Source organism: Rhodococcoides navarretei (assembly GCF_038069675.1).
GTDB lineage: Bacteria > Actinomycetota > Actinomycetes > Mycobacteriales > Mycobacteriaceae > Rhodococcoides > Rhodococcoides navarretei.
On the sequence record NZ_JBBPCN010000001.1, the window covers coordinates 2,669,271 to 2,695,221 of the forward strand.

A 25,951-nucleotide genomic window follows, 5' to 3' on the forward strand; every position below is an offset into this window, starting at 1 on the left:
GCCGGCGAACGTGCGCCTACTACAACCGATGGTAGACGGCGGGGTTTGCACCGCCAATTCGCAGGGCACCCAAAGTGCGGAATGTGGCGCCTACGAGTCGCCCGCGCGCAATCGCCCGGGGGAAGGCACGACAGTAGGGTCGGACAGAACTAGGCTGGTGGAGGACGTCCTTCGGCACCGGCTGCGTGCGCGCTCCACCAAGGCGCGTGGCAGTCGCCGCCGAGCGACGATTCCTCGGAGCCACAACTCGAACGAATGTCAGGAGATTTCTGCTCGTGTCGATCACAGACGATATTGACGTCCTCACCACGGCGCACCACCCGAGCGACTGGACGGACCTGGACACCCGAGCGGTCGACACCGTTCGTGTTCTGGCAGCGGACGCAGTGCAGAAGGTCGGCAACGGCCACCCCGGAACCGCGATGAGCCTTGCTCCCCTCGCCTACACCCTCTTCCAGCGCACCATGCGCCACGATCCGACCGATACGCACTGGATCGGCCGCGACCGATTCGTGCTCTCGTGCGGCCACTCGAGCCTGACGCTGTACCTGCAGCTCTACTTGGGCGGTTTCGGACTCGAACTCGCCGACATCGAGGCACTGCGCACCTACAAGTCCAAGACTCCCGGACACCCGGAGTTCCGTCACACCGACGGCGTCGAGATCACCACCGGCCCGCTCGGTCAGGGTCTGGCCTCCGCTGTGGGCATGGCAATGGCGGCGCGCCGCGAGCGCGGATTGTTCGATCCCGAGCCCGCTCTCGGCGACAGCCCGTTCGATCACTTCATCTACGTCGTCGCTTCCGACGGCGACATCGAAGAAGGCGTCACGTCCGAGGCGTCGTCGCTGGCAGGTACTCAGCAGCTCGGCAACCTGATCCTGTTCTACGACGACAACAAGATCTCCATCGAGCACTCCACCGACATCGCCCTGTCCGAGAACACGGCCGCTCGCTACGAGGCCTACGGCTGGCACGTGCAGGTGGTCGAGGGTGGCGAGAACGTCACCGCCATCGAAGAGGCCATCGAGGCCGCGAAGGCCGTCACCGACAAACCGTCGATCATCGTGCTGCGCACCATCATCGGTTTCCCGGCTCCCACCATGATGAACACCGGTGCAGTCCACGGTGCCGCACTGGGCGATGAGGAGATCGCCAAGGTCAAGCAGGCACTCGATTTCGACCCCGCCAAGACGTTCGAGGTCACCGACGAGGTCATCGGCCACACCCGCAAACTGCAGGAACGCGGCCGCAAGGCGCACGCCGACTGGACCGTCGAATTCGAGGCCTGGGCCGCGCGCGAGCCCGAGCGCAAGAAGCTGCTGGATCGACTGACTCAGGGCACGTTGCCCGAGAACTGGACCGACGTTCTGCCCACCTGGGAGCCCGGCAGCAAGGCCGTCGCCACGCGTGCGGCGTCGGGCGAGGTCCTCAACGCCGTCGGACCAGTTCTCCCGGAACTGTGGGGCGGCTCGGCCGACCTCGCCGGCAGCAACAACACGACGATCAAGGGTGCGAAGTCCTTCGGCCCCACGTCGATCTCCACCGACGATTGGGACGCCGAGCCGTACGGCCGCACGCTGCACTTCGGCATCCGTGAGCACGCGATGGGTGCCATCCTGTCCGGCATCGTCATGCACGGCCCCACCCGCGCGTACGGCGGAACGTTCATGCAGTTCAGCGACTACATGCGGCCGGCAGTGCGACTCGCGTCGTTGATGGACATCGACCCCATCTACGTGTGGACACACGATTCCGTCGGCCTCGGTGAGGACGGCCCGACGCACCAGCCGGTCGAGCACCTCGCGGCGCTGCGGGCCATCCCCAACCTGTCGGTGGTGCGGCCCGGCGACGCCAACGAGACCGCGTTCGCATGGCAGGCCGTGCTGGCCAAGTCCAGCAGCAGCGGACCCGTCGGCCTCGCGCTGACGCGTCAGGGCATCCCGATTCTCGAGGGCACCAGCTTCGAGGGCGTGTCGAAGGGCGGATACATCCTCGTCGAGTCGTCCAAGGCGACACCGGACGTCGTACTGATCGGCACCGGTTCCGAGTTGCAGTACGCGGTCGAGGCGCAGAAGCAGCTGGAGGATCAGGGCATCGCCGCCCGCGTCGTCTCGATGCCGTGTGTCGAGTGGTTCGAGAGCCAGGACCAGAACTACCGCGACCAGGTGATCCCACCCACCGTCAAGGCACGAGTGTCGATCGAAGCCGGCATCGCAATGCCGTGGTGGAAGATCGTCGGCGGCTTCGGCGAGATCATCTCGCTCGAGCACTACGGCGAATCTGCCGACGCTGCAACACTTTTCCGCGAGTTCGGCTTCACCGCCGAGGCCGTCACCGCAGCCGCTCAGCGCTCCATCACCAACGTGAAGGGATAATCCATGACCCAGAACAAGAATCTCGCAGAGCTCTCCACCGCCGGTATCTCGGTATGGCTGGACGACCTGTCCCGTGATCGCATCCGCTCGGGCAACTTGAAGGACCTCATCGACACCAAGAGTGTCGTGGGCGTGACGACCAACCCGTCGATCTTCCAGGCGGCGCTGAGCAAGGGCGACGCGTACAACGAGCAGGTCACCAAGCTCGCCGGCGAAGGTGCCGACGTCGAGACCACGATCCGCACGGTCACGACCGACGACGTCCGCGAAGCGTGCGACATCCTGATGCCGCAGTACGAGGCAAGTGCAGGCGTCGACGGACGGGTGTCGATCGAGGTCGATCCCCGCATGGCACACGACGCCGACAAGACGTACGAGCAGGCCGTCGAACTGTGGAAGATCGTCGACCGCCCGAACCTGCTCATCAAGATTCCGGCCACCGAAGCCGGAATTCCGGCCATCGCCAAGGTGATCGGCGAGGGCATCAGCGTCAACGTCACGCTCATCTTTTCCGTCGAGCGCTACGAACTGGTGATGAACGCCTACCTCGACGGTCTGGAGAAGGCGCGCGCAGCCGGTCACGACCTCGACAAGATCCACTCCGTGGCGTCGTTCTTCGTCTCCCGGGTGGACAGCGAGATCGATTCCCGACTCGACGCGATCGGCACCCCCGACGCCGAGGCACTCAAGGGCAAAGCTGCTCTGGCCAATGCTCGTCTCGCGTACGTTGCGTACCAGCAGATCTTCGAGGTCGCTCCCCGGTTCCGCGAGCTCGTCGGCAGTGGCGCGCGTCCACAGCGGCCCCTGTGGGCCTCGACCGGCGTCAAGTCCGACGCCTACCCGGACACCATGTACGTCACCGAGCTCGTCTCACCGAACACTGTGAACACGATGCCGGAGAAGACCATGGACGCAGTTGCCGATCACGGCGAGATCGTCGGCGACACCGTCTCGGGCAAGGGACCGGAATCACAGGAGATCTTCGACCGCATCTCGGCTCTCGGAATCGACATCTCGGACGTGTTCGTGACGTTGGAGAACGAGGGCGTGCAGAAGTTCGAGGCGGCCTGGAACGAGTTGCTCGAGGCCACCGGCGAGCAGCTTCGCCAAGCAGGTCAGAAGAGCTGACCGACTGTGCCCACCGCAGAAACCGAACCTCTCCACTCCGCGGACTGGCTCAATCCTCTCCGCGACGCACGAGACAAACGACTCCCCCGCATTGCGGGCCCGTGCAGCATGGTCATCTTCGGGGTGACCGGCGATCTCGCGCGTAAGAAGCTCATGCCTGCGGTGTACGACCTGGCGAACCGGGGGCTCCTACCCCCCGGTTTCGCCCTGGTCGGATTTGCCCGGCGGGAATGGCAGAACCAGGACTTCGCCAAGATCGTGCACGACTCCGTGCGCGATCACGCACGAACACCGTTCAGCGAGGAGGTGTGGAACACCCTCGCCGAGGGATTCCGCTTCGTCCAGGGCACGTTCGACGACGACGCGGCGTTCGACGAGCTGTCCCGAACGCTGACCGAGCTCGACGAGACCCGTGGCACCGGCGGCAATCACGCCTTCTATCTGTCCATCCCGCCCAGCGCGTTCCCCGTCGTCCTCGAGCAGCTGTCTCGATCCGGCCTGGCACAGAGCAACGACGGCAATTGGCGACGCGTCGTCATCGAGAAGCCGTTCGGACACGACCTGCAGAGCGCGAAAGAGCTCAACGCGGTCGTGAACCGAGTGTTCCCCGAGGACACCGTGTTTCGCATCGACCACTATCTCGGCAAGGAGACGGTGCAGAACATCCTGGCACTGCGCTTCGCCAACCAGTTGTTCGATCCGATCTGGAACGCGCACTATGTCGACCACGTTCAGATCACGATGGCCGAGGACATCGGATTGGGCGGTCGCGCAGGGTATTACGACGGCATCGGAGCGGCCCGCGACGTCATCCAGAATCACCTTCTGCAGCTGCTCGCCATCACTGCGATGGAGGAGCCGGTCAGCTTCAACCCCAAGGAGCTGCAGTCGGAGAAGATCAAGGTGCTCTCTGCAACCAAGCTCGCCGAACCACTCGATCGCACCTCCGCTCGCGGTCAGTACTCCGCAGGGTGGCAGGGCAGCCAGAAAGTGAAGGGGCTCAAGGAAGAGGAGGGTTTCGACTCCGAGTCCAACACGGAAACCTACGCTGCCATCACCCTCGAGGTGGATACGCGACGGTGGGGTGGAGTTCCGTTCTATCTTCGTACCGGTAAGGCGCTCGGCCGCCGAGTCACCGAAATCGCCATGGTGTTCAAACGTGCTCCACATCTGCCCTTCGATGCCACGATGACCGAAGAGCTGGGCCAGAATGCGCTGGTGATCAGGGTCCAGCCCGACGAGGGCGTGACGATGCGGTTCGGTTCGAAGGTGCCGGGATCGAGCATGCAAGTGCGCGACGTCAGCATGGACTTCAGCTACGGCCAGGCGTTCACCGAATCCTCGCCGGAGGCATACGAGCGACTCATCCTCGACGTGTTGCTCGGCGAGCCCTCGCTGTTCCCGGTCAACGCGGAGGTCGAACTGTCGTGGAAGATCCTCGACCCGATCCTCGACTTCTGGGCGTCGGGTGGCACTGCGGAACCGTACGAAGCCGGCACCTGGGGTCCTTCCTCGGGTGACGAGATGATGCACCGCACCGGACGCGAATGGAGAAGGCCGTGATTGTCGATATCCCCGCCACGACGACGGCCGAGGTCGGCAAGAAGTTGGTGGAGGTTCGCGAGGCAGGTGGCGCGGTGACGATCGGCCGTGTCCTGACACTGATCGTCGCCAGTCGCGATCCGGCCAAGGCCGAGCGAGCGATCGACGCAGCGAACGAGGCGAGCCGCGAGCATCCGTGCCGCGTCATCGTCCTCATTCACGGCGATCGGTCGGCCGAGTCGCGCCTCGACGCCCAGATTCGCGTCGGCGGTGACGCGGGTGCGTCGGAGGTGGTCGTGTTGCGCCTCAACGGCGAGCTCGCTGATCACGAGCACAGCGTGGTCATTCCGTTCCTGCTTCCCGACACCCCGATCGTGGCATGGTGGCCCGACGAGGCACCTGCAGTTCCGGCGAAGGATCCGCTGGGCCGCTTGGCAATTCGGCGAATCACCGATGCCACCAATTCCCCCGACACGACCGCGACCATCAAGGGGCGGTTGAGCAGCTACACCGAGGGTGACACCGACCTTTCGTGGAGCCGCATCACCTACTGGCGCGGTCTGTTGGCCACTGCCCTCGACCAGGCTCCGTACGAGGCGGTCGTCTCGGCGACGGTATCGGGACTGGCCGAGGAGCCGGCCCTCGACATCCTGGCCGGTTGGCTGGCCGCCAAACTGGACGTGCCGGTGTATCGCCGAGCGGGTGAACTGAAGGTGGAGCTGATCAGAGAGAACAGCAGCATCTCGTTGACGCGTCCGCAGACCGGCAAGACCGCCACGTTGCGGCGCACCGGGCAGCCCGACGCCGAGGTGGCACTCGCCCGACGCAACACCCGCGAGTGCCTGGCCGAGGAACTGCGCCGACTCGACACGGACGAGATCTACGAACTGGCCCTGCACGGACTGTCGAAAGTGAGCTATGAGTAAGACATCGGTCCTTCAGTACCTGGACTCGCAGGCGTTGGTCGACGCCGCCCGGTCTCGATTCGTGGAGGTCGTCACGGCCGCGCAGGCCGAGCGAGGCTCGGCCTCGGTGGTGCTCACCGGAGGTGGCACGGGTATCGCCCTGTTGGAGGCGCTTCTCCAGGATTCCGGATCCATCGACTGGGCCGCCGTCGACATCTACTTCGGCGACGAGCGATTCTTGCCCTCGGGTGATTCCGAACGCAACGAGGTACAGGCTTCGGAGGCACTGTTCGATCACGTCGACGTGCATCCGGATCGCATTTTCCGGATGGCCGCGTCCGACGGACCTCACGGAAGCGATCCCGAGGTGGCCGCGGCGGCGTATGCGCAGACCCTGCATTCCGGATCCGAGAGCGAGCCGACGCCCACTTTCGACATCCACCTGCTGGGAATGGGCGGCGAGGGGCACATCAATTCGCTGTTCCCCCACACCGATGCAGTCCGGGAACAGCATCGGTTCGTCGTGGCAGTCGAGGACTCCCCCAAGCCTCCGCCTGTGCGAATCACATTGACGCTGCCCGCCGTTCGCCGCGCACAGCACGTGTGGCTGCTCGTATCGGGAGCGAACAAGGCCGATGCCGTTGCCGCGGCGGTCGGCGGGGCCGATCCCGACGACATCCCGTCGGCCGGCGCGCTGGGCACCGAATCGACTGTCTGGTTCCTCGATGCCGGCGCAGCGTCCAAGCTGGACACTGTCTGATCTACCCGCTCAGGTGGGTTCGGCGGCGTCGGGGTCACATCTCGGCCGATTGCCCTCGTACTCGCTGACGCCCCAGGCACGTCCTGTCGTCGAGTTACGGATCCGCCTACCGTTCGCGCGGTAGGCGGATCCGTCTCGCCAGGCATCGGTGTCGTTGCTGCACTGCCTCATACCTCGTTGGACGCGACCGACCGCCGACCGGTTCCTCCCCCCGTCGCTAGCCGCTGTTGCGCAGCGCAGTCGCCAGACCGTTCATCGTCAACAGGATTCCACGCTTGACGCGCTCGTCGTCGTCACCGCTGCGGTAACGGCGCAGCATCTCGACCTGCATCTGATTGAGTGGTTCGAGGTACGGGAACCGGTTGTGCACGGAGCGCTCCAGGGACGGGTTGTCTTCGAGCAGTCGACTGTGGCCGGTGATCTTCAGGTACATCCGCACCGTCGTGGCGTGCTCTGCCTCGATCATGCCGAAGATCCGGGCCCGCAGATCGGCGTCCGGAACCAACTCGGCGTAGCGCGCCGCGATACCCAGGTCCGACTTGGCCATGACCTGCGCGAGGTTGGACAGCACCGTCTGGAAGAACGGCCACTTTCGATAGAGGTCGGTCAGCACATCGAGCTTGGAATCGTCGTCGCCGACCCACTCCTCGAACGCCGAACCGGTGCCGTACCACCCGGGCAGCATGACGCGGCACTGACTCCACGACATCACCCACGGGATGGCACGCAGGTCGTACACCGAGTTCGTCGGCTTCCTCGATGCCGGACGGGAGCCGATGTTCAGCTCGCCGACCTCCGCCACCGGCGTCGACGTGCGGAAGTATTCGACGAAACCGGGCTCCTCGTGCACCAGCCGGCCGTACGCCGCGCGGGCTTTCGCCGCGAGGTCGTCCAGGACGTCGTATGCGGCTTCTGCGCCGTCCCCGAGGCCCTCGACGTCCAGCAAAGTCGATTCGAGGGTTCCCGCAACCAGGGACTCGAGGTTGCGGCGCGCCATGGACGGCTCGGCGTACTTCGCCGCGATGATCTCGCCCTGTTCGGTCAGGCGCAGGGATCCCTGCACCACGCCGGGCGGCTGCGCCAGGATCGCGTCGTAGCTGGGGCCGCCGCCGCGGCCGACCGTGCCACCGCGACCATGGAAGAGTCGCAGTCGAATTCCCGTCTTGCGCGATGCTTCGAGCAGGTCCAACTCGGCACGGTAGAGCGCCCAGTTCGCCGCGAGGTACCCACCGTCCTTGTTCGAGTCCGAATATCCGAGCATGACTTCCTGATTCATGCCGCGCCCGGCCACCAGCGCGCGGTAGATCGGAACGTCGAGCGTGGCGAGCAGCGTCGCCGCACCCTGCTGAAGGTCCTCGATGGTCTCGAACAGCGGAACCACGCCGACGGTCGACGTGGGTGAGGAGCCGTCGGTGCCAGGGTCGAAGATGCCTGCTTCCTTGAGCAGCAACGCCGCTTCGAGCATGTCGCTGACCGACTGACACATACTGATGATGTAGTTCTGGATGGTGTCGGGGCCCAGGTGATCGATAGCCTCCTTGGCCGCCCTGACGATGCCCAGTTCCTTGGTGGCGAGCTCACTGAGCTGCGCGTTGGGGCCGACGAGCGGCCGCCTGGTCGCGAGTTCCTGCGACAGCACCGAGACCCGCTCGTCCTCTTCGAGGGACATGTAGTCGGAGTGAACACCGGCCCACGCCAGCAGCTCGGCGACCACTTCCTCGTGGGTCTCGGAGTTCTGCCGCATGTCCAATGCCTGCAGATGGAAGCCGAACGTCTCGACCGACTGTCGGAGCCGCAGCAGACGATCGTCGGCGATCAAGGCATCTCCGTCGGCGCGTAGAGCACGGTCGATGATGTCGAGGTCGTCGAGAATGGCCTGTGGACCGTCGTACTGCTGCGCCCCGAGGTCGATCCCGGAGACCGGCACGGCGTCGAGTACCGCCTCGGCAGTGGCCGTGAGACGGGCCCGGATGCCGACGACAGCGACGCGATACGGTTCGTCCGATCGGCGATCGTCCGGCTCGGCCGATGCGCCGGCCAGAGCTGCGAGATCCTCGGTGACGTCCACCAGGCGCGCGGACATCGAGAGTTCCTTCTCCAGCCCGACCAGCTCGTCCAGGTAGTGCTCGAACGCGACGTACCCCGCCTGATGTGTCGCGGTGTGGACCACGTCCGCGGTGACGTTCGGGTTACCGTCGCGGTCACCGCCGATCCACGAGCCAGGGCGCAGAATGGGACGCGGCAGCAGGTCGTCCTCGGGCCACCGCGCGCGCAGAGCGGCGCGCACATCCGCGTTGAGGGCGGGCATGACGTCGAACAGGGAGGACTCGAAGTATCGGAGTCCGACCTCGATCTCGTCCTGAATCCGCAAGCGCGACAACCGAATCAGAGCCGTCTCCCACAGAGTCAGCACCTGCCTGCGGATCTGCACGTCGATGGCGGCCAGTTCCTTCGCGGCACTGGCGGCCTTGCCCTCGCGAGCGGCAGTGGCGACATCGCGGCGGCGCATCAGTTCGGTGATCTTCGATTGGACATCGAACACGGTCCGGCGACGCGTCTCGGTGGGGTGTGCGGTGATCACCGGAGCCACCAGCGCGTCCGTCAGTGCCGCGGCCACCTGCTCGCGCGACGGTGCTGCCGAATCGATCTTGAGCCAGGTGGCGTCGAGACTGCTGTCCTGCGGCGGATCCTCGCGGTCGAGGTGAATCGCGCGTCGGCGCTCGCGGTGCAGGTCCTCGGCAAGATTGGCCAGCAATGAGAAGTGACTGAATGCTCGAATGAGTGGAACTGCTCGAGCCACTTCGACGTCGGTGTAGCGACCGACCGAATCGTCTCGCTCGATCTCGGATCTGCGTACCGCGAAGGACTCGACGCGTGCCGCCTCGATCAGGTCGAATACGTCGTCGCCTTCGTGCTCACGGATGATCTCACCCAGGATGCCGCCGAGATAGCGGATGTCCTCACGGAGTGGCTCGGTCAACTCCCGACCCTGAGCTGTCGGTGGAACGAAGGCTGGGGATCCGACTGAGTCGTAGGAGGATTCGCTCATCCACTCAGTATCGTCGCTTCGCGACCAACTCGCACTCGGAGCCGAGGTGGATCAGGTGTACTTGATCTCCAGACCGATACCGAGGATGGCGATGAGCCAGATGATGCCGGTGAAGACGGTGAGGCGATCGAGATTCTTCTCCACGACCGTGGAACCGGAGAGGCTGGACTGCACTCCGCCACCGAACAGGCTGGACAATCCGCCACCCTTGCCGCGATGCAGCAGGATCAGCAAGATCAGTGCCAGGCTGGTGATGACCAGCAGAATATCCAGAAACAGATCCATGTCCACCTCAAACTCGATTCGATGCCTTCAGCAGCCTACCTGGCCCCGCGAACGGCTTCGGACACCCCGCCGAAGCGAGGTGTCCGAAACCAGGTCTGTCCAGCGGTGCCGATGACCGATCAGGGCAAGGGGCCGCCTGCGGCGATGGCAGACAACGTGGCGAACTCGTCTGCCTTGAGCGAAGCGCCACCGACCAGTGCGCCGTCGACGTCGGGCTGACCGACGATCTCGCCGACGTTCTTCGCGTTCACCGAACCGCCGTACAGCACGCGCACTCCGGCGGCGACCTCGTCGGAGGACAGCGCCTTCAGTTCCTCGCGAATTGCACCGCACACTTCCTGAGCGTCCGACGCCGACGCGACCCGGCCGGTGCCGATCGCCCACACCGGCTCGTAGGCGATGACGATCTTGGAGATATCGTCGGCCGACAGTCCGCTGAGCGAACCACGCAGCTGGGTGACGTTGTAGGCCACGTGCTCGCCGGCCTCCCGGATGTTCAGACCCTCGCCGATGCACACGATCGGAGTGAGGCCGTTCTTCAGGGCCGCCTTCGTCTTGGCGAGTACGACGGCGTCGTCCTCGCTGTGCAGCGTGCGTCGTTCGGAGTGACCGACGACGACGAAGGTGCACCCCAGCTTGGCCAGCATCGATCCGCTGATCTCGCCGGTGAAAGCACCCTTGTCCTCGGACGAGACGTCCTGTGCACCGTAGGTGAGGAGGAGTTTGTCGCCCTCGACCAGAGTCTGCACGCTGCGGATGTCGGTGAACGGCGGGATCACCGTCACGTCGACCTTGTCGAAGTACTTCTCGGGCAACGAGAACGCGATCTTCTGCACCAGCGAGATGGCCTCGAGGTGATTGAGGTTCATCTTCCAGTTGCCCGCGATGAGCGGCTTACGTGCCATGCGTTACGCCTCCAGGACGGATAGGCCGGGGAGCTGCTTGCCTTCGAGGTATTCGAGGGATGCACCACCGCCGGTGGAGATGTGCGAGAAGCCGTCGTCGGGCAGTCCGAGGGTGCGCACGGCAGCCGCGGAATCGCCGCCGCCGACGACGCTGAACGCGCCCTTCTCGGTGGCTCCGATGATCGCTTCGGCAATGCCCTTGGTTCCGGCCGCGAACTTGTCGAACTCGAACACTCCGGCCGGTCCGTTCCAGAAGACGGTCTTGGCATTCGAGAGGACGACGGCGAAACGACTGACCGAGTCCGGCCCTATGTCCAGGCCCATCCAGCCGTCCGGAATCTCGGACGCCTTGACGGTCTTCGCCTCGGCGTCTGCAGCGAACTTGTCCCCGACGACGATGTCGACGGGCAGGTGGATCACGTCGCCGAAACGCTCGAGCAGGTCCTTGCAGACTCCGATCTGATCCTCCTGAAGGAGCGAGTTTCCGACCGAATAACCTTGTGCCGCAAGGAAAGTGAAGGCCATTCCGCCGCCGATGACGAGGGTGTCGACCTTGGGAGCCAATGCCTCGATGACGCCGAGCTTGTCCGAGACCTTGGAGCCGCCGAGCACCACCGCATACGGACGCGCAGCGTCCTCGGTGAGCTTGGCCAGCACCTCGACCTCGGCCGCGACGAGGGTGCCCGCGTAGTGGGGCAGCAACTGCGCCACGTCGTAGACCGACGCCTGCTTGCGGTGCACGACGCCGAATCCGTCGGAGACGAACGCCGCGTCGTCGCCGGCCAACGCAACGAGCTCACGTGCCAGAGCAGCTCGCTCGGACTCGTCCTTGCTGGTCTCACGGGGATCGAAGCGAATGTTCTCGAGCAGCAGCACGTCGCCGTCGGTCAGACCCTCGGCGCGAGCCTCGGCATCTTGGCCCACCACGTCGCCCGCGAGCTGAACATGGCGTCCGAGCAGCTCCCCGAGCTTCGCTGCCACCGGAGCCAGGCTGTACTTCGCGTCGGGCTTGCCGTCGGGACGACCGAGATGCGCGGTGACGATGACCTTGGCACCGGCCTCGACCAGGGCCCGAAGAGTCGGGATCGACGCCTGGATACGGCCGGGATCGGTGATCGTGCCGTCCTCGAGCGGGACGTTGAAGTCCGATCGCACGAGGACGCCACGGCCTTCGACACCGGCATCGAGCAGATCCTGCAGTGTCTTGACAGCCATCGGTGTCAGAGGGACTTGCCGACGAGACCGATGAGGTCGGCGAGGCGGTTGGAGTAGCCCCACTCGTTGTCGTACCAGGAGACGATCTTGACCTGGTCGTCGATGACCTTCGTCAGCGGCGCGTCGAAGATCGACGAGTGCGGGTCGGTGACGATGTCCGAGGACACGATCGGGTCGGTGTTGTACTTCAGAATGCCCTTGAGGGGACCCTCGGCAGCTGCCTTCATCGCGGCGTTGATGTCGTCGGCGCTGGCCTTCTTCTTCAACAGTGCGGTGAGGTCGGTGACCGAGCCGGTGGGGATCGGTACCCGGAGCGCGTAGCCGTCGAGCTTGCCGAGCAGCTGCGGGAGGACCAGGCCGATGGCCTTGGCCGCGCCGGTGCCGGTGGGCACCACGTTGAGAGCTGCAGCGCGGGCGCGACGCAGATCGCTGTGCGGGCCGTCCTGGAGGTTCTGATCCTGCGTGTACGCGTGGATGGTGGTCATGAGACCGGAGACGATGCCGAACTCGTCGTCGAGAACCTTGGCGATGGGGCCGAGGCAGTTGGTGGTGCACGACGCGTTGGAGATGATGTTCTGGCTGCCGTCGTACTTGTCGTCGTTGACGCCCATCACGATGGTGATGTCCTCGCCCTTGGCGGGCGCGGAGATGATGACCTTCTTGGCACCGGCGTCGATGTGGCCCTGAGCCTTCGCAGCGTCGGTGAAGATGCCGGTGGACTCGACGACGACGTCGACGCCCAGGTCACCCCACGGAAGTGCGGACGGGCCCTCGCGCAGCGACAGTGCCTTGATCTTCTGGCCGCCGACGACGATGGTGTCCTCGCCCTCGAGCGAGACGTCGTGCGGCAAGCGGCCCAGGATCGAGTCGTACTTGAGCAGGTGTGCGAGCGATGCGTTGTCGGTCAGGTCGTTGACAGCAACGATTTCGATGTCGGTGGTACCGAGCGCCTTCTGCGCGTCGACAGCCCTGAAGAAGTTACGCCCGATGCGGCCGAAGCCGTTGACGCCTACCCGGATCGTCACTGTTCGCTCCTAAAAGTTGTGAAAACAGATGTCTGATTGTGCCGGCGTGCGGGGTGCCACACGCGGTACCCACCCTAGTGTGCGCGCAGGCAGAGCGCGCGCATCACGTCGTCGGGGCGATCATGCCTCGTCGAGCAGCTCGGCGGTGACCGCGGACTCGGTGTCGGGAATCCCGGTCTCCTTGGCCTTGCGGTCGGCCATGGACAGCAGGCGTCGAATTCGACCTGCCACGGCGTCCTTGGTCATCGGCGGATCGGCCAACTGGCCGAGCTCTTCCAACGACGCCTGCCGATGCTGGACTCGAAGCGAGCCTGCGGCGGCCAGATGATCCGGCACGTCGTCGCCGAGAATGTGCAGGGCCCGCTCGACACGCGCTGCGGCCGCGACTGCCGCTCTGGCCGAGCGACGCAGGTTGGCGTCGTCGAAGTTGGCGAGTCGATTCGCGGTGGCTCTGACTTCGCGTCGCATGCGTCGTTCTTCCCAGATCAGCCGGGTGTCCTGCGCTCCCATTCGGGTGAGCAGGGCTCCGATCGCTTCGCCGTCGCGGACGACCACTCGATCGGTGCCGCGGACTTCACGAGCCTTGGCGGCCACCCCGAGGCGCCGAGCGGCTCCGACCAGCGCGAGTGCTGCCTCCGGTCCGGGACAGCTGATCTCCAGGGCCGAGGATCGACCCGGTTCGGTGAGCGAACCGTGTGCCAGGAACGCGCCACGCCATGCGGCCTCGGAGTCCCCCACCGTGCCGCCGACGACCTGCGCGGGCAGGCCCCGAACCGGACGACCGCGCAGATCCAACAGGCCGGTCTGCCGGGCCAGCGCCTCGCCGTCCTTGGCCACCCGGACCACGTAGCGCGAGGTCTTGCGGAGCCCGCCTGCACCGAGCATGTGCACGTCGGAGGAGTAGCCGTACAGCTCGAAGATCTCGCGACGCAGTCGTCTCGCGATGGACCCGAGGTCCACCTCGGCCTCGACCACCACCCGGCCAGCCACGATGTGCAGTCCACCGGCGAATCGCAGGAGTGCGGACACCTCGGCCTTGCGGCAACTGACCTGACTGACGGTGAGCCTGCTCAGCTCGTCCTTGACCTCCGCTGTCATGGCCACGAAGTGATCCCCTCTCTGCGCGCGGCGGTCGGTTCGGTGCCGTCGGTGGACGACACGATGGAGCCGAGAGCCGCAGCAAGCTTGCCGTAATGATGTGCGTGGGTGCCGTTTTCGGCAACGTCGACGTAGACGACCTCGGCACCGAGCCGGGCTGCGGCCCGCGCTACGTGCTCGCGGTTGCTGCCTTCCGGGACCGAGGCGGAATCGACCAATACGTAGTCGATTCCCAAATCAGGTGCGTGTTGGGAGAGTACGTGGACATGCCGCTCGGCGGAGAATCCGGTGGTCTCCCCCAGTTCGGGTGCCAGGTTCAGCACGAGTACCTTCGGCGCGCTCGTGCGAGCCAGCGCGGTGAGCTGATCCGGCACCAGTACGTGCGGGATCACGCTCGAAAACCACGATCCCGGTCCGAGCACCACCAGGTCGGCCCCCTCGATGGCCGCGAGTGCATCCGCGGACGCGGGCGGTTCGGGTGGAAGCAGTCGCACGCGGCGAACCTTGCCCGGAGTCGTGGCCACTGCCACCTGACCCCGGATGACGCGGCTCACCCGAGGGTCGTCCTCCAGACCGGAGACGTCCGCCTCGATGTCGAGTGCGATGGGCGACATCGGCAGCACTCGTCCGTCGATTCCGAGCATCCGCACCATTTCGTCCAGTGCAGCGATCGGGTCGCCCAACACCTCGGTGAGGCCGGCGAGGATGAGGTTGCCCACAGAATGTCCGGCCAACGCACCCGTGCCACCGAAGCGGTGCTGCAGCACGTCGGTCCACAACTGCGTTCGGTCGTCGGAGCGCGCCAGTGCGGCCAACGCCATGCGCAGGTCCCCGGGCGGAATGACGCCGAGTTCGGCCCGCAGCCGCCCCGAGGATCCACCGTCGTCGGCGACGGTGACGATGGCAGTGACGTCGTGTGCGAGCAACCTTGCCGCCGAGAGCGTGGCGTACAGCCCGTGACCGCCTCCGAGGGCGACGATCCTGAGGCCGGCCCCCGATGCCGTGGTGTGATCCTGACTCATTCGCGACCCAGATCCCGATGCAGCACACGCACCGACACATCACCCTGCTCGGCGAGTAACCCGGCCAGTGCCTCGGTCATCGCGACACTTCGATGCTTCCCTCCGGTGCAGCCCACGGCCACCGTCATGTATCTCTTGCCTTCCCGCACGTACCCCTCGATCGTCAGATTCAGCAGGTGCGTGTACGTCTGCAGATAGTCGCGTGCCCCGTCCTGCCCCAGCACGTAGTCGCGAACGTCCGCATCCTGACCGCTGTGTTCGCGCAACTCGGGAACCCAGTGCGGATTGGGCAGAAATCGCACGTCGCAGACCAGGTCGGCGTCCATCGGCAGGCCGTATTTGAACCCGAAGGACTGCACGGTGACGCCGACGCCGGTGGTGTCGGCGTCACCGAACACCGTCTCGATCTTGCGGCGCAGCTGATGCACCGAGAGCGATGTGGTGTCCACCGTGAGATCGGCCGCTGCCTTGACCTGGGCAAGCCGCAACCGTTCGGCGGTGATGCCCTCGGTCAGCGTTCCGTCCTGACCGTCGTTCTGTAGTGGATGGCTACGCCGGTTGGACTCGAACCGACGGATCAGCACGGCGTCGGACGCGTCGAGGAAGAGCACGCGATTGCGCACGCCCTTGGAGTCGAGTTCCTTCACCACCCACCCCAGATCACCGGTGAACAGCCGACTGCGGACGTCCATCACCAGTGCCAGTCGCTCGATTCGGGGCTTCGACTCGAGTCCGAGATCGACCATCTTGGAAATGAGCTCAGGAGGCAGGTTGTCGGCGACGTACCAGCCGAGGTCCTCGAGGATCTTGGCTGCGGTGCGCAATCCTGCACCGGAAACTCCCGTCACCAACGCGACTTCGATCTCGTCGTGCCCGGACCCTGCCTCGTAGGGCTGCTCGAGGTTCTCTTCGGGCGGTGGATGTCCCTGTGTCTGGTGTTCGCTCACTACGAAGCCTGTCCCGCCGATTCCACACGCGGTGCGATCGCATGTTCCGCCGTGTTCTCGCCCGATGTCGTTGCAGTTGCGCTGCCATCATCGCCTACATCGGCGCCGTCCGTGTCGGAACCGAGGGCGGCCAGCACCGACGTGGCCGTCGTCTCGCCGATTCCCGGAACCTCCATGATCTCCGCAACCGTCGCACGCTTGAGGTTGGCGACCGAACCGAAGTGGGCGACCAGTGCGGTGCGCCGCGACTCGCCGAGTCCGCGAACCGAATCCAGCGCCGAGGCCGTCATCCGCCGCGATCGCTTGCTGCGATGGAACGTGATCGCGAAGCGGTGCGCCTCGTCGCGAACTCGTTGCAGGAGATACAACGATTCGCTCGTGCGAGGCAGGATGACCGGATCTTCCTCGCCCGGAACCCACACCTCCTCCAGCCGCTTCGCCAGACCGACCACCGCAACGTCGGTGACACCGAGTTCGTCCAGTACCGCCGCGGCGGCGGCGACCTGAGGAGCACCGCCGTCGACGACGAACAGGTTCGGTGGGTACGCGAATTTGCGCGGTCTTCCGGTCTGTGGATCCAACGCCGCTTCGGGGGCCAGGTCGCCTCCGGACCCGGTCGAACCATCGGCGGAATGTCGCAGGAATCGACGTCGGGTCACCTCGGCGATGCTGGCGACATCGTCGGAATGCCCGTCGCCTGCCGCTTCCTTGATCGCGTAGTGGCGGTAGTCGCTCTTGCGGGGCAACCCGTCCTCGAAGACGACGAGCGAGGCCACCACATCGGTTCCCTGAACGTGGGAGATGTCGATGCATTCGATGCGCAGCGGTGCCGAATCGAGATCGAGCGCTTCCTGAATGCCCTGCAGCGCTGCGGATCTCGACGTGAAATCGCCCGCGCGCTTGAGCTTGTGCTGCTGCAGCGCCTCTTTCGCGTTGCGTTCGACGGTCTCTGCCAACGCTTTCTTGTCGCCGCGCTGAGGAACCCGAAGGGTCACGTTCGACCCTCTCAGTTCACTGAGCCAGATCTGCACCTCGTCGGCGTTGTCCGGCAGGACCGGAACCAACACTTCTCGCGGAACGGCATTCGAGCCACCGTCGTTGCCGCCCGGCGCCTGTGCGGACAGGGCAGCCTGCTCGCCGTAGAACTGCGTCAGAAACTGTTCGACCAGAGCGGGCAGATCGGCCTCGTCCTGGCGTTCGATCACCTCTCCTGCCTTCTCCACCACCCAGCCCCGTTGCCCGCGAACCCGGCCGCCTCGTACGTGGAAGACCTGAACGGCAGCTTCCAGGGCATCGGTGGCGAAGGCGACGAGATCGGCGTCGGTGCCGTCACCCAGCACCACCGCCTGCTTCTCCAATGCCCGACGCAGCGCACCGACGTCGTCTCGCAGACGCGCGGCGGTCTCGAAATCGAGGTCCTCGGATGCCGCCTGCATCTTCTTCTCGAGCTGACGCACGAGCTTGTCCGTCTTTCCGGCCAAGAAGTCGCAGAAGTCCTCGACGGTGGCGCGATGCTCGTCGGCGCTGACCCGGCCGACGCACGGTGCCGAGCACTTGTCGATGTAACCCAGCAGGCAGGGTCTGCCGATCTGATTGTGCCGCTTGAACACTCCGGTCGAGCACGTACGCGCGGGGAACACTCGCAGCAGTAGATCCAGCGTCTCGCGGATGGCCCACGCATGCGCGTAGGGACCGAAATAGCGCACACCCTTGCGTCTGGGTCCGCGGTAGACGAACAACCGCGGGTATTCCTCGTTCATCGTCACCGCGAGCATCGGATAGCTCTTGTCGTCGCGGTAGCGGACGTTGAACCGAGGATCGAACTCCTTGATCCAGTTGTACTCGAGCTGCAGCGCCTCGACTTCGGTGGTCACCACAGTCCACTCCACCGATGCTGCGGTGGTGACCATCTGGCGAGTACGCGGATGCAGCGAGGCTATGTCTGCGAAATAGGAATTGAGCCGACTGCGGAGGCTTTTGGCCTTTCCCACGTAGACGACACGGCCGTGCGGATCGCGAAATTTGTACACCCCCGGCTCCACCGGGATGGTTCCGGTGGCCGGGCGGTAGGTAGCGGGGTCGGACACGGCATCCACGTTAGCCGTCGGGTCCGACGTTCTCCGCATCCGCAGCTCAGCCGTGGTGCAGAGGTCCGACGTCAGTCCTGATCTACCGCGATGTCCGGAACGGAGTCAGCGGGTGCGTATCTGCGTTCGAGGGTACGGAACTGACGTACCGCCGCGACCGCATGGTCACGATCGTTGGACTGGATGGCCATCACGTTGATGAACTCGTCGTCGGGAATGTCGATCCTGGCCCACATCGCTCCCTCAGGGAAAGACAGGCCCCGCACCAGATCCCACTCGATCAGACGCTCCGACAACAGGTTTCGCACCGCGACGCCGGCCGGCCCGACGCGAATGCGCGGGCGCGTCAGCACGAGCGCCAGGCCTCCCAGAAGAAGTCCGATTCCCGCCATTGCCAGTTGGTCGGCGGTTCTGAAATACACCCCGGTCGGCGACACGCGCAACAGGACGGCGACGGTCGAGTGCGCCACCACGAGCAGCACCGCTGTCGCAATGGCGTAGCGGGCCGACTTGCGCGACTTCACGACCATGTCCCACTCGGCGGACGGTGCGCTGCCGGTCACCTGAACTCCTGATTCGTCCAGGGCTGACGCAGGTGCTTGAGCGTCAGAGCCGTGTCGATCGCGGCAGCCGTGGCTTGCGCGCCCTTGTCCTCGAACGAACCGGGCAACCCAGCTCGATCGAGAGCCTGCTGCTCGTCGTTGGTGGTGAGCACTCCGTTGGTGACCGGGGTGCCCTCGTCCAGCGACACACGCGTCAGTCCGGCCGTCACGGCGTCGCACACGTACTCGAAATGCGGTGTGCCCCCGCGAATGACGACGCCGAGAGCGACGACGGCGTCGTGGTTTCGGGCCAGTTCCTGCGCGACGACGGGCAGTTCGATGGCTCCGGCAACACGGATGACCGTGACGTCCTGAATCCCGGCCGACTCGGCCTTGCGGAGCGCACCGTCGAGCAGCGCCTGCGAAATCTTCTGGTGCCACTGACCGGCGACGATCGCCAGCTTGAGATCACTCGCGCCTGCGAGCTGCAGGGTGGGTTCGCCTTCGCCGCTCATGGGTTGACCCCGTTCTCGTACTCCTCGAGACCGGTGAGGTCGTGGCCCATGCGGTCGCGCTTGGTGCGCAGGTAGGTGAGGTTCTCCGCGTTGGCGCGCAGCGGCATCGGAACTCGCTCGGTGACGTGCAATCCGTAGCCGTCGAGTCCCACTCGCTTGGCGGGGTTGTTCGTCAGCAGCCGCATCGAGGAGACACCGAGATCGACGAGGATCTGGGCTCCGATCCCGTAGTCGCGGGAGTCGGCGGGTAGTCCGAGCTGCAGGTTGGCGTCGACGGTGTCGGAGCCTGCGTCCTGGAGTTGGTAGGCCTGCAGCTTGTGCAGGAGACCGATGCCGCGACCTTCGTGACCGCGCATGTAGAGCACGATGCCGCGCTCCTCGGCGGCCACCATTTCCAGGGCCGCGTCCAATTGCGGTCCGCAGTCGCAGCGCAGTGATCCGAACACGTCGCCGGTCAAGCATTCGGAGTGCACTCGAACGAGCACGTCGCTGCCGTCTCCGTCGGGCCCGGCGATGTCGCCGCGGACGAGCGCTACGTGTTCGACCTCGTCGTAGATGCTCTGGTAGCCGACGGCGCGGAACGTGCCGTGGCCGGTGGGGATTCGGGCGTCGGCGACGCGGACCACGTGCTTCTCGTGCTTGCGACGCCAGGCGATCAGGTCGGCGATCGAGATGAGGGCGAGGTCGTGTTCGTCGGCGAAGACACGCAGTTCGTCGGTCTGGGCCATCGCCCCCTCGTCCTTCTGGCTGACGATCTCGCAGATCACGCCTGCGGGCCGCAGGTCGGCCATCCGGGCCAGGTCGACGGCAGCCTCGGTGTGGCCGGGGCGACGCAGCACTCCACCGTCCTTGGCGCGCAGCGGTACGACGTGGCCGGGCCGGGTGAAGTCGTTCGCGCCGGTGTCGGGGTCTGCGAGCAGCCGCATCGTGGCTGCTCGGTCGGAGGCCGAGATACCGGTGCCGATGCCTTCGCGGGCGTCGACGGTGACGGTGTAGGCGGTGCCGTGCTTGTCCTGGTTGGTAGCGAACATAGGCGGCAGGCCGAGCCGGTCGCAGTCCTCACCGGACAGCGGAACGCACAGGTAACCCGAGGTGTAGCGGACCATGAAGGCGACCAGCTCCGGGGTGGCCTTCTCCGCGGCGAAGATGAGGTCGCCTTCGTTCTCGCGGTCCTCGTCGTCGACGACCACCACTGCTTTGCCCGCAGCGATGTCCGCAACTGCGCGCTCGATACTGTCGAACCTGGTCACCACGGTGTGCTCCATACGTCTCGGGCCTGGCTCAGCGCCCTGTAAATTCTCCGATGCACCATCGATTGCGTGCACGTCAACACTACTTACTGCGCGTCGATACTCTGCAGCCGCTCCACGTACTTGGCGATGACGTCGACTTCGAGGTTGACGGGCGATCCGACCTCGGCCGTGCCGAGAGTGGTCAGGTCGAGGGTGGTCGGGATCAGAGAGATCTCGAACCAGTGCGCTCCGTCGTCGACGCCGAGTCCGGAGACGGTGAGCGAGACTCCGTCGACGGTGATCGAGCCCTTCTCGACCACGTAGCGCGCGACCGAGGTGGGCAGTGCGATGCGCACGACGGTCCAGTTCTCGGACGGGGATCGGCCGATGATGGTCCCGGTGCCGTCCACATGACCCTGCACGAGATGCCCGCCGAGGCGGCTGCCGAGTGCGGCCGCACGCTCGAGGTTGACGCGACTGCCCACGTCGAGGGCACCCAGGCTCGAGCGGTTCAGCGTTTCCTGCATGACGTCGGCGGTGAATCCGCCGTCGGGCAGCACCTCGACCACGGTCAGGCAGACCCCGTTCACCGCGATGGAGTCGCCGTGCCCGGCGTCCGAGGTCACCACCGGACCGCGGACGGTGAAGCGCGCCGCGTCGGGCAGTTCGTCTTTGGCGACGATCTCGCCGAGCTCTTCGACAATTCCGGTGAACATCTACTTCGCTCCTTCGGGCACGACGCCGATCAGAATGTCGTTGCCGATCATGGTGACTGTCTCCGTGCGGAACCGAATTGCGTCGGCAATTGTTCCGATGCCCGCATTCTCCACCGCTGCGGGTCCGCTGCCCAACACCGCCGGTGCGACGTACGCCACGATCCGGTCCACCAGGCCCGCAGCGAGGAATGCTCCGGCCAGCGTCGGACCGCCTTCGATCTGGATGTCGGTGTGCTCCCGCAGCGCCTCGACGACGGCGGCCGGATCGTGTGTGTCGAGAAACACCGTCGGAGCGTCGGACCCACGGATTGCCGCGGTCGACGGTATCGGCCGCGATCCGACGACGACGCGCACGGGTTGGTGGGGCGCAAGGGTCCCGTCGGGACGTCGCGCGGTCAGTCGCGGGTCGTCGGCCAGCACGGTGCCGGTTCCGACGACGATGGCGTCGAGCTTGGCTCGCTCGGCGTGCACGTGCGCCCGGGCCTGGGGTCCGGTGATCCACTGGCTCGTGCCGTCCGCTGCGGCACTGCGACCGTCGAGGGTGGCGGCGTACTTCCACGTCACGTGCGGTCGCCCGGTGCGTTGCTTGTGCAACCAGGCTCGCAGTGGCCCCTGCCGCACCTCGGTCTCGCCGATCCCCTGTTCGACGCGAATGCCGGCCGCGCGCAGGGTGTCCCCGCCGCCCGAGGCGAGCGGGTTCGGATCGGCGACGGCGTGCACGACCGAGGCGATGCCCGCGTCGATCAGCGCTCGGGAGCACGGTCCGGTGCGGCCCGTGTGGTTGCAGGGTTCGAGGGTGACCACCGCGGTTCCGCCGCGAGCGCGGTCCCCGGCCTCGGCCAGGGCAACGATCTCGGCGTGCGGACCGCCGGGCGGACGCGTGGAACCGATGCCGACCACCACGCCGTGAGCATCGAGGATCACCGCACCGACCGCGGGATTGGGACTACTGATACCCCGGGCGGACTCGGATGCCTCGACGGCGAGGGCCATGGCGTCCACGAGGGACACCGCTGCGCCCTGGCCGTTCATTACGACAGGTGGCGTGATGCGTGGGCGGCTCGGTCGCGGAGGTCGCGCACTGCGGCAGCGGGGTCGGCGGTGTTGTAGACGGCCGAGCCGGCGACGAAGCAGTCGATGCCGGCCTCTGCGGCCTGCTCGATCGTGTCGGAATTGATGCCGCCGTCGATCTCGACGATCAGTCGAAGATCGCCGGAATCGACCAGTGCCCTCACTGCTTTCGCCTTCGAGAGCACCTCCGGCATGAACGACTGTCCGCCGAATCCCGGCTCGACGCTCATCACCAGCAGCGTGTCGAAGTCGCGCAGGATCTCGAGGTACGGCTCGATCGGTGTTCCCGGCTTGACGGACAGTCCGGCTTTGGCTCCCGCGGCCCGGATGTCTCGTGCGACGGCGGACGGGTCGTCGGTCGCCTCGGCGTGGAAGGTGACGTTGTACGCACCCGCCTCGGCGTAGGGCGGGGCCCAGCGGGCCGGGTCCTCGATCATCAGGTGGCAGTCGATCGGAATGTTCGTCGCCTTCAGCAGGCTCTCTACGACCGGCAGCCCCAGGGTGAGGTTGGGAACGAAGTGCGCGTCCATGACGTCGACGTGCAGCCAGTCGGCTCCGGACACGGCGTCGGCTTCGGCAGCCAGACGCGCGAAGTCTGCGGACAGGATCGAGGGGGCAATCATCGGGGAAACCACGATTGACGAGCCTAGTCGAGCCGGTATCGTTCGCCCATGACCACCATCGATTCCGCGACGGCGGTGATTGCCGATCTTCCCGAGGTCACCGAGAGTGTCCGGTACGGAAACCCGGCGTGGTCGGTGGGCAAGAACGTGTTCGCATGGATTCGACCGTTCAGCAAGGCCGATCTGAAGCGATTCGGCAGCGAGACTCCGCCCAGCGGTCCGATCCTCGCGGTTCGAACCGCTGATCTGCACGAGAAGGAAGCGATCCTCGCCGCACACCCACGGGCGTGCTTCACCATTTCGCATTTCGACGGGTTCGCCGCCGTCCTGGTCGACCTCGACAACACCGACGACGACGAACTGCGGGAACTGATCATCGACGGGTGGCTGGTCTACGCCCCGAGAGACGTGGCCGAGGCGTTCCTGGCCGGCGACTGATTCTGCCGCCTTCCCGATCACATCGGTTTGCGCAGCGCCGCCATGAACATCGCATCCGTGCCGTGGCGGTGCGGCCACAATTGCACGGACGTACCGTCGCCGAGTTGCGGCACTCCAGGGACCAGGTCGCGGGTATCGAGCTGTTCGACGCCGTAGCGGCGGACCGCGTCGGCGACGACGGCGGTGGTTTCGGACAGGTGCGGCGAACACGTCGAGTACAGCACCACTCCACCCGGGCGTACCAGCTCGATCGCCGCGGCCAGCAGTTCCTTCTGCAACGTCACCAGGGCCGCCACATCGGAGGGTTGGCGGCGCCATCGTGCCTCGGGCCTGCGGCGCAGGGCACCGAGTCCGGTGCACGGTGCGTCGACGAGCACTCGGTCGTAGCCGCTGTCGAGTCCGGACGCTCGACCGTCGACGGTGTGCACCGTCACCGGAAGGTCCTTGGTCGTCTTGGACACCAGATCTGCTCGGTGCGACGTCGGTTCGACGGCATCGACGGTGGCACCGTCGATTTCGGCAATGGCCCCGAGCAAGGCGGCCTTGCCACCGGGGCCGGCGCACAGGTCCAACCATCGGCCGTTGTCCTCGCCGAGCAACGGTGCCAACGTCAGCGCGCGTCCGACGAGTTGACTGCCCTCGTCCTGCACTCCGGCCAGGCCGTCACGTACGGCGTCGAGCTTGCCGGGATCTCCGCCGTCGAGGTGCACGGCATACGGCGAATAGGGACCTTCCTCTCCCCCGGTGATCAACGCCAGTTCTTCGGCGGAGATCTCACCGGGCCGGGCCACCAGGTGCACCGAGGGACGCGCGTCGTCGGCCTCGAGGACGGCAGCCAGTTCACCGGCGTCGGCACCGAGTGCATCGGCGAATGCCTGCGCGATCCATTTGGGATGGGCGTACTCGAACGCGAGGTGGCCGACGGGATCGACCGCCGCCTCGGGTGCTAGCTCGTTCACCCACTGCTCGGCCGTCCGCTCGGACACGCGCCGCAGCACCGCATTGACGAAACCTGCTTTGCCGGTACCGAATTCGGACCGGGCGAGGTCCACCGACGTGGCGACGGCCGCGTGTGGGGCAACGCGAGTCCGCAGCAGCTGATAGGCGCCGAGCCGCAGAATGTCGAGCAGCGGCCCGTCGATCTCGGCGGCAGGCCGACCGGCAGCATGAGCGATCACCGCGTCGAGCACGCCACGCGCACGAGATGCGCCGTAGGCGAGTTCGGTGGCCAGCGCGGCATCGCGCGAATCCAACTTGCGCTCGCGCAACAGTCCGGGGAGCACCAGGTTGGCGTACGCATCCCGTTCACGCACCGCCTTGAGGACGTCCCGCGCGGCACGTCGGGCCGGGTCGATCGCGTCGACGGCCCGGGGTCCGGCACCCTGCGGGGGTCGGTTCCCCTTGGGACCGCGCGCACCGGGCGACTTCTTGGTGGTCTTTCGGGCTGGACTCGACTCGCGCTTTCGAGGCCTGTCGGGTTCTGTCATCGCGCTACCGCCGTATCGTCCAGCCGGGCGCCTCGCGCCCAGTCGAGTGCCTTCATGAGCTTCTTGCCCTGCGGTTGAACATCGCCGAGAACGACTGCGGTCGTCCCTGTTCCGATGTGCACGCCGGACTTGCGCACCGCTATCTCGCCCGGGGCCAACGTGTCCTCGGAGCGCGTCGTCGGGGCGATCTTGACGCGGAGTTCACCGATCGTCGTCCATGCGCCCGGTGCGGGGGTGACCGATCTGATGTGTCGGTCGACGAATGCTGCAGATCGAGTCCAGTCGATCCGGGCAGCGTCGACGCTCACCTTGCTCGCGTAGGAGATCCCGTCCTCGGGCTGCGGGTGCGCGGATGCCGTCCCGTCCTCGATCGCGTCGAGGGTGGCAGCGAGTAGGTCTGCTCCACTCGACGCCAGTCGGGTGAGCAGGTCCCCTGTCGTATCGGTTACGCGTACCCGCTCGGTGACGACGCCGAGTACCGGGCCGGTGTCCATTCCCGCGTCGAGCAGGAAGGTGGAGGCACCGGTGATCTCGTCGCCTGCGGCGATGGCCGCCTGCACCGGTGCGGCACCTCGCCACGCGGGCAGCAGCGAGAAGTGCAGGTTGATCCAGCCGAAGCGAGGGATATCGAGCACCGGCTGCGGCAGCAGTGCACCGTAGGCGACGACCGGACACACGTCGGGTGCGAGTTCGGTGAGCTGTGAGACGAAATCCGGATCCGAGGGCTTCGCGGGTGTGAACACCGGGATTCCGTGCTCGTCGGCCAGCTGCCCGACCGGTGACCGCATCGTCTTGCGCCCCCTACCGGCAGCGGCGTCGGGCCGGGTCACCACCGCGATCACCTCGTGGCGTTCGGACTCCAGCAGTCGCCGCAGCGACGGGACTGCGGGCTCCGGTGTACCGGCAAAGACGACGCGCACTCGAGCAACTCCCTGGGATGGACGAAAGGATCTCGGGTGTCCATCCTAGGGAGTCGCGAGCGCT

General features: G+C 66.0%; 23 protein-coding genes. 6 read left to right on the plus strand and 17 right to left on the minus strand.

Annotated elements, in window-relative coordinates:
- Positions 1 to 275: 275 nt before the first annotated feature.
- From tkt to pgl, 5 genes are read left to right on the plus strand one after another with little or no spacing between them, the layout of a single operon-like run.
- A complete protein-coding gene (gene tkt, locus AABD04_RS12520) occupies positions 276 to 2,375 on the plus strand; it encodes a transketolase (RefSeq protein WP_243593104.1) in 2,100 nt (699 codons plus the stop codon).
- A 3-nt stretch (positions 2,376 to 2,378) separates the two neighbouring features.
- Positions 2,379 to 3,503 (plus strand): transaldolase, encoded by a 1,125-nt coding sequence (tal, locus tag AABD04_RS12525; RefSeq protein ID WP_243609580.1) that lies wholly within the window; start codon positions 2,379 to 2,381, stop codon positions 3,501 to 3,503.
- A gap of 6 nt (positions 3,504 to 3,509) precedes the next feature.
- On the plus strand, positions 3,510 to 5,066 hold the full coding sequence (gene zwf, locus AABD04_RS12530) for a glucose-6-phosphate dehydrogenase (protein WP_243593106.1): 1,557 nt from the start codon (positions 3,510 to 3,512) through the stop codon (positions 5,064 to 5,066).
- Complete coding sequence (opcA, locus tag AABD04_RS12535) at positions 5,063 to 5,971, plus strand: glucose-6-phosphate dehydrogenase assembly protein OpcA (protein WP_243593107.1); 909 nt, start codon at positions 5,063 to 5,065, stop codon at positions 5,969 to 5,971. The genes zwf and opcA overlap by 4 nt, the downstream gene beginning before the upstream one ends.
- Positions 5,964 to 6,710 (plus strand): 6-phosphogluconolactonase, encoded by a 747-nt coding sequence (pgl, locus tag AABD04_RS12540; protein WP_341441373.1) that lies wholly within the window; start codon positions 5,964 to 5,966, stop codon positions 6,708 to 6,710. The genes opcA and pgl overlap by 8 nt, the downstream gene beginning before the upstream one ends.
- A 217-nt stretch (positions 6,711 to 6,927) precedes the next feature.
- Here pgl and ppc read toward each other — a convergent pair whose 3' ends face one another.
- The 15 genes from ppc to rpe all read right to left on the minus strand — a co-directional run bounded on the left by ppc (position 6,928) and on the right by rpe (position 23,054).
- Entirely contained in the window at positions 6,928 to 9,759 is a 2,832-nt protein-coding gene (ppc, locus tag AABD04_RS12545; protein WP_341441374.1) for a phosphoenolpyruvate carboxylase, read from the minus strand.
- Positions 9,760 to 9,810: 51 nt separating this feature from the next.
- Positions 9,811 to 10,044 (minus strand): preprotein translocase subunit SecG, encoded by a 234-nt coding sequence (gene secG / locus AABD04_RS12550; RefSeq protein WP_032398009.1) that lies wholly within the window; start codon positions 10,042 to 10,044, stop codon positions 9,811 to 9,813.
- Positions 10,045 to 10,163: 119 nt separating this feature from the next.
- Entirely contained in the window at positions 10,164 to 10,949 is a 786-nt protein-coding gene (tpiA, locus tag AABD04_RS12555; protein ID WP_243593110.1) for a triose-phosphate isomerase, read from the minus strand.
- 3 nt (positions 10,950 to 10,952) lie between these two features.
- A complete protein-coding gene (locus AABD04_RS12560) occupies positions 10,953 to 12,164 on the minus strand; it encodes a phosphoglycerate kinase (RefSeq protein ID WP_243593111.1) in 1,212 nt (403 codons plus the stop codon).
- Between the two features lie 5 nt (positions 12,165 to 12,169).
- Positions 12,170 to 13,189 carry a type I glyceraldehyde-3-phosphate dehydrogenase gene (gap, locus tag AABD04_RS12565; protein ID WP_032365753.1) on the minus strand — a complete coding sequence of 340 codons (1,020 nt, stop codon included), beginning with the start codon at positions 13,187 to 13,189 and terminating at the stop codon, positions 12,170 to 12,172.
- A 120-nt stretch (positions 13,190 to 13,309) separates the two neighbouring features.
- Positions 13,310 to 14,293 (minus strand): DNA-binding protein WhiA, encoded by a 984-nt coding sequence (whiA, locus tag AABD04_RS12570; RefSeq protein ID WP_032398005.1) that lies wholly within the window; start codon positions 14,291 to 14,293, stop codon positions 13,310 to 13,312.
- On the minus strand, positions 14,284 to 15,309 hold the full coding sequence (locus AABD04_RS12575; protein ID WP_341441377.1) for a gluconeogenesis factor YvcK family protein: 1,026 nt from the start codon (positions 15,307 to 15,309) through the stop codon (positions 14,284 to 14,286). The genes whiA and AABD04_RS12575 overlap by 10 nt, the downstream gene beginning before the upstream one ends.
- A complete protein-coding gene (rapZ, locus tag AABD04_RS12580; RefSeq protein ID WP_341443030.1) occupies positions 15,306 to 16,172 on the minus strand; it encodes an RNase adapter RapZ in 867 nt (288 codons plus the stop codon). The genes AABD04_RS12575 and rapZ overlap by 4 nt, the downstream gene beginning before the upstream one ends.
- Positions 16,173 to 16,255: 83 nt before the next feature.
- Positions 16,256 to 18,343 carry an excinuclease ABC subunit UvrC gene (uvrC, locus tag AABD04_RS12585; protein ID WP_341441378.1) on the minus strand — a complete coding sequence of 696 codons (2,088 nt, stop codon included), beginning with the start codon at positions 18,341 to 18,343 and terminating at the stop codon, positions 16,256 to 16,258.
- A 71-nt stretch (positions 18,344 to 18,414) separates the two neighbouring features.
- The gene (locus AABD04_RS12590; protein WP_341443031.1) at positions 18,415 to 18,873 is read right to left on the minus strand and encodes a PH domain-containing protein; all 459 of its coding nucleotides are present in this window, start codon (positions 18,871 to 18,873) and stop codon (positions 18,415 to 18,417) included.
- Positions 18,874 to 18,902: 29 nt separating this feature from the next.
- Entirely contained in the window at positions 18,903 to 19,400 is a 498-nt protein-coding gene (gene ribH / locus AABD04_RS12595) for a 6,7-dimethyl-8-ribityllumazine synthase (protein WP_341441379.1), read from the minus strand.
- Positions 19,397 to 20,650 (minus strand): bifunctional 3,4-dihydroxy-2-butanone-4-phosphate synthase/GTP cyclohydrolase II, encoded by a 1,254-nt coding sequence (locus tag AABD04_RS12600; protein ID WP_243593115.1) that lies wholly within the window; start codon positions 20,648 to 20,650, stop codon positions 19,397 to 19,399. The genes ribH and AABD04_RS12600 overlap by 4 nt, the downstream gene beginning before the upstream one ends.
- A gap of 86 nt (positions 20,651 to 20,736) precedes the next feature.
- On the minus strand, positions 20,737 to 21,348 hold the full coding sequence (locus tag AABD04_RS12605) for a riboflavin synthase (protein WP_341441380.1): 612 nt from the start codon (positions 21,346 to 21,348) through the stop codon (positions 20,737 to 20,739).
- Positions 21,349 to 22,380 carry a bifunctional diaminohydroxyphosphoribosylaminopyrimidine deaminase/5-amino-6-(5-phosphoribosylamino)uracil reductase RibD gene (gene ribD / locus AABD04_RS12610; protein ID WP_341441381.1) on the minus strand — a complete coding sequence of 344 codons (1,032 nt, stop codon included), beginning with the start codon at positions 22,378 to 22,380 and terminating at the stop codon, positions 21,349 to 21,351. It abuts the gene before it with no gap.
- Positions 22,380 to 23,054: a ribulose-phosphate 3-epimerase gene (gene rpe, locus AABD04_RS12615; protein ID WP_341441382.1), complete on the minus strand. Its 675-nt coding sequence runs from the start codon at positions 23,052 to 23,054 to the stop codon at positions 22,380 to 22,382. The genes ribD and rpe overlap by 1 nt, the downstream gene beginning before the upstream one ends.
- A gap of 36 nt (positions 23,055 to 23,090) precedes the next feature.
- Between rpe and AABD04_RS12620 the strand changes: the two genes are divergently transcribed.
- Positions 23,091 to 23,480: an MmcQ/YjbR family DNA-binding protein gene (locus AABD04_RS12620; protein ID WP_341441383.1), complete on the plus strand. Its 390-nt coding sequence runs from the start codon at positions 23,091 to 23,093 to the stop codon at positions 23,478 to 23,480.
- Positions 23,481 to 23,497: 17 nt separating this feature from the next.
- Here AABD04_RS12620 and AABD04_RS12625 read toward each other — a convergent pair whose 3' ends face one another.
- Positions 23,498 to 24,967 carry an RsmB/NOP family class I SAM-dependent RNA methyltransferase gene (locus AABD04_RS12625; RefSeq protein ID WP_341441384.1) on the minus strand — a complete coding sequence of 490 codons (1,470 nt, stop codon included), beginning with the start codon at positions 24,965 to 24,967 and terminating at the stop codon, positions 23,498 to 23,500.
- Positions 24,964 to 25,887, minus strand: coding sequence for a methionyl-tRNA formyltransferase (fmt, locus tag AABD04_RS12630; protein WP_341441385.1), 924 nt, complete (start codon positions 25,885 to 25,887; stop codon positions 24,964 to 24,966). The genes AABD04_RS12625 and fmt overlap by 4 nt, the downstream gene beginning before the upstream one ends.
- Positions 25,888 to 25,951 lie beyond the last annotated feature (64 nt).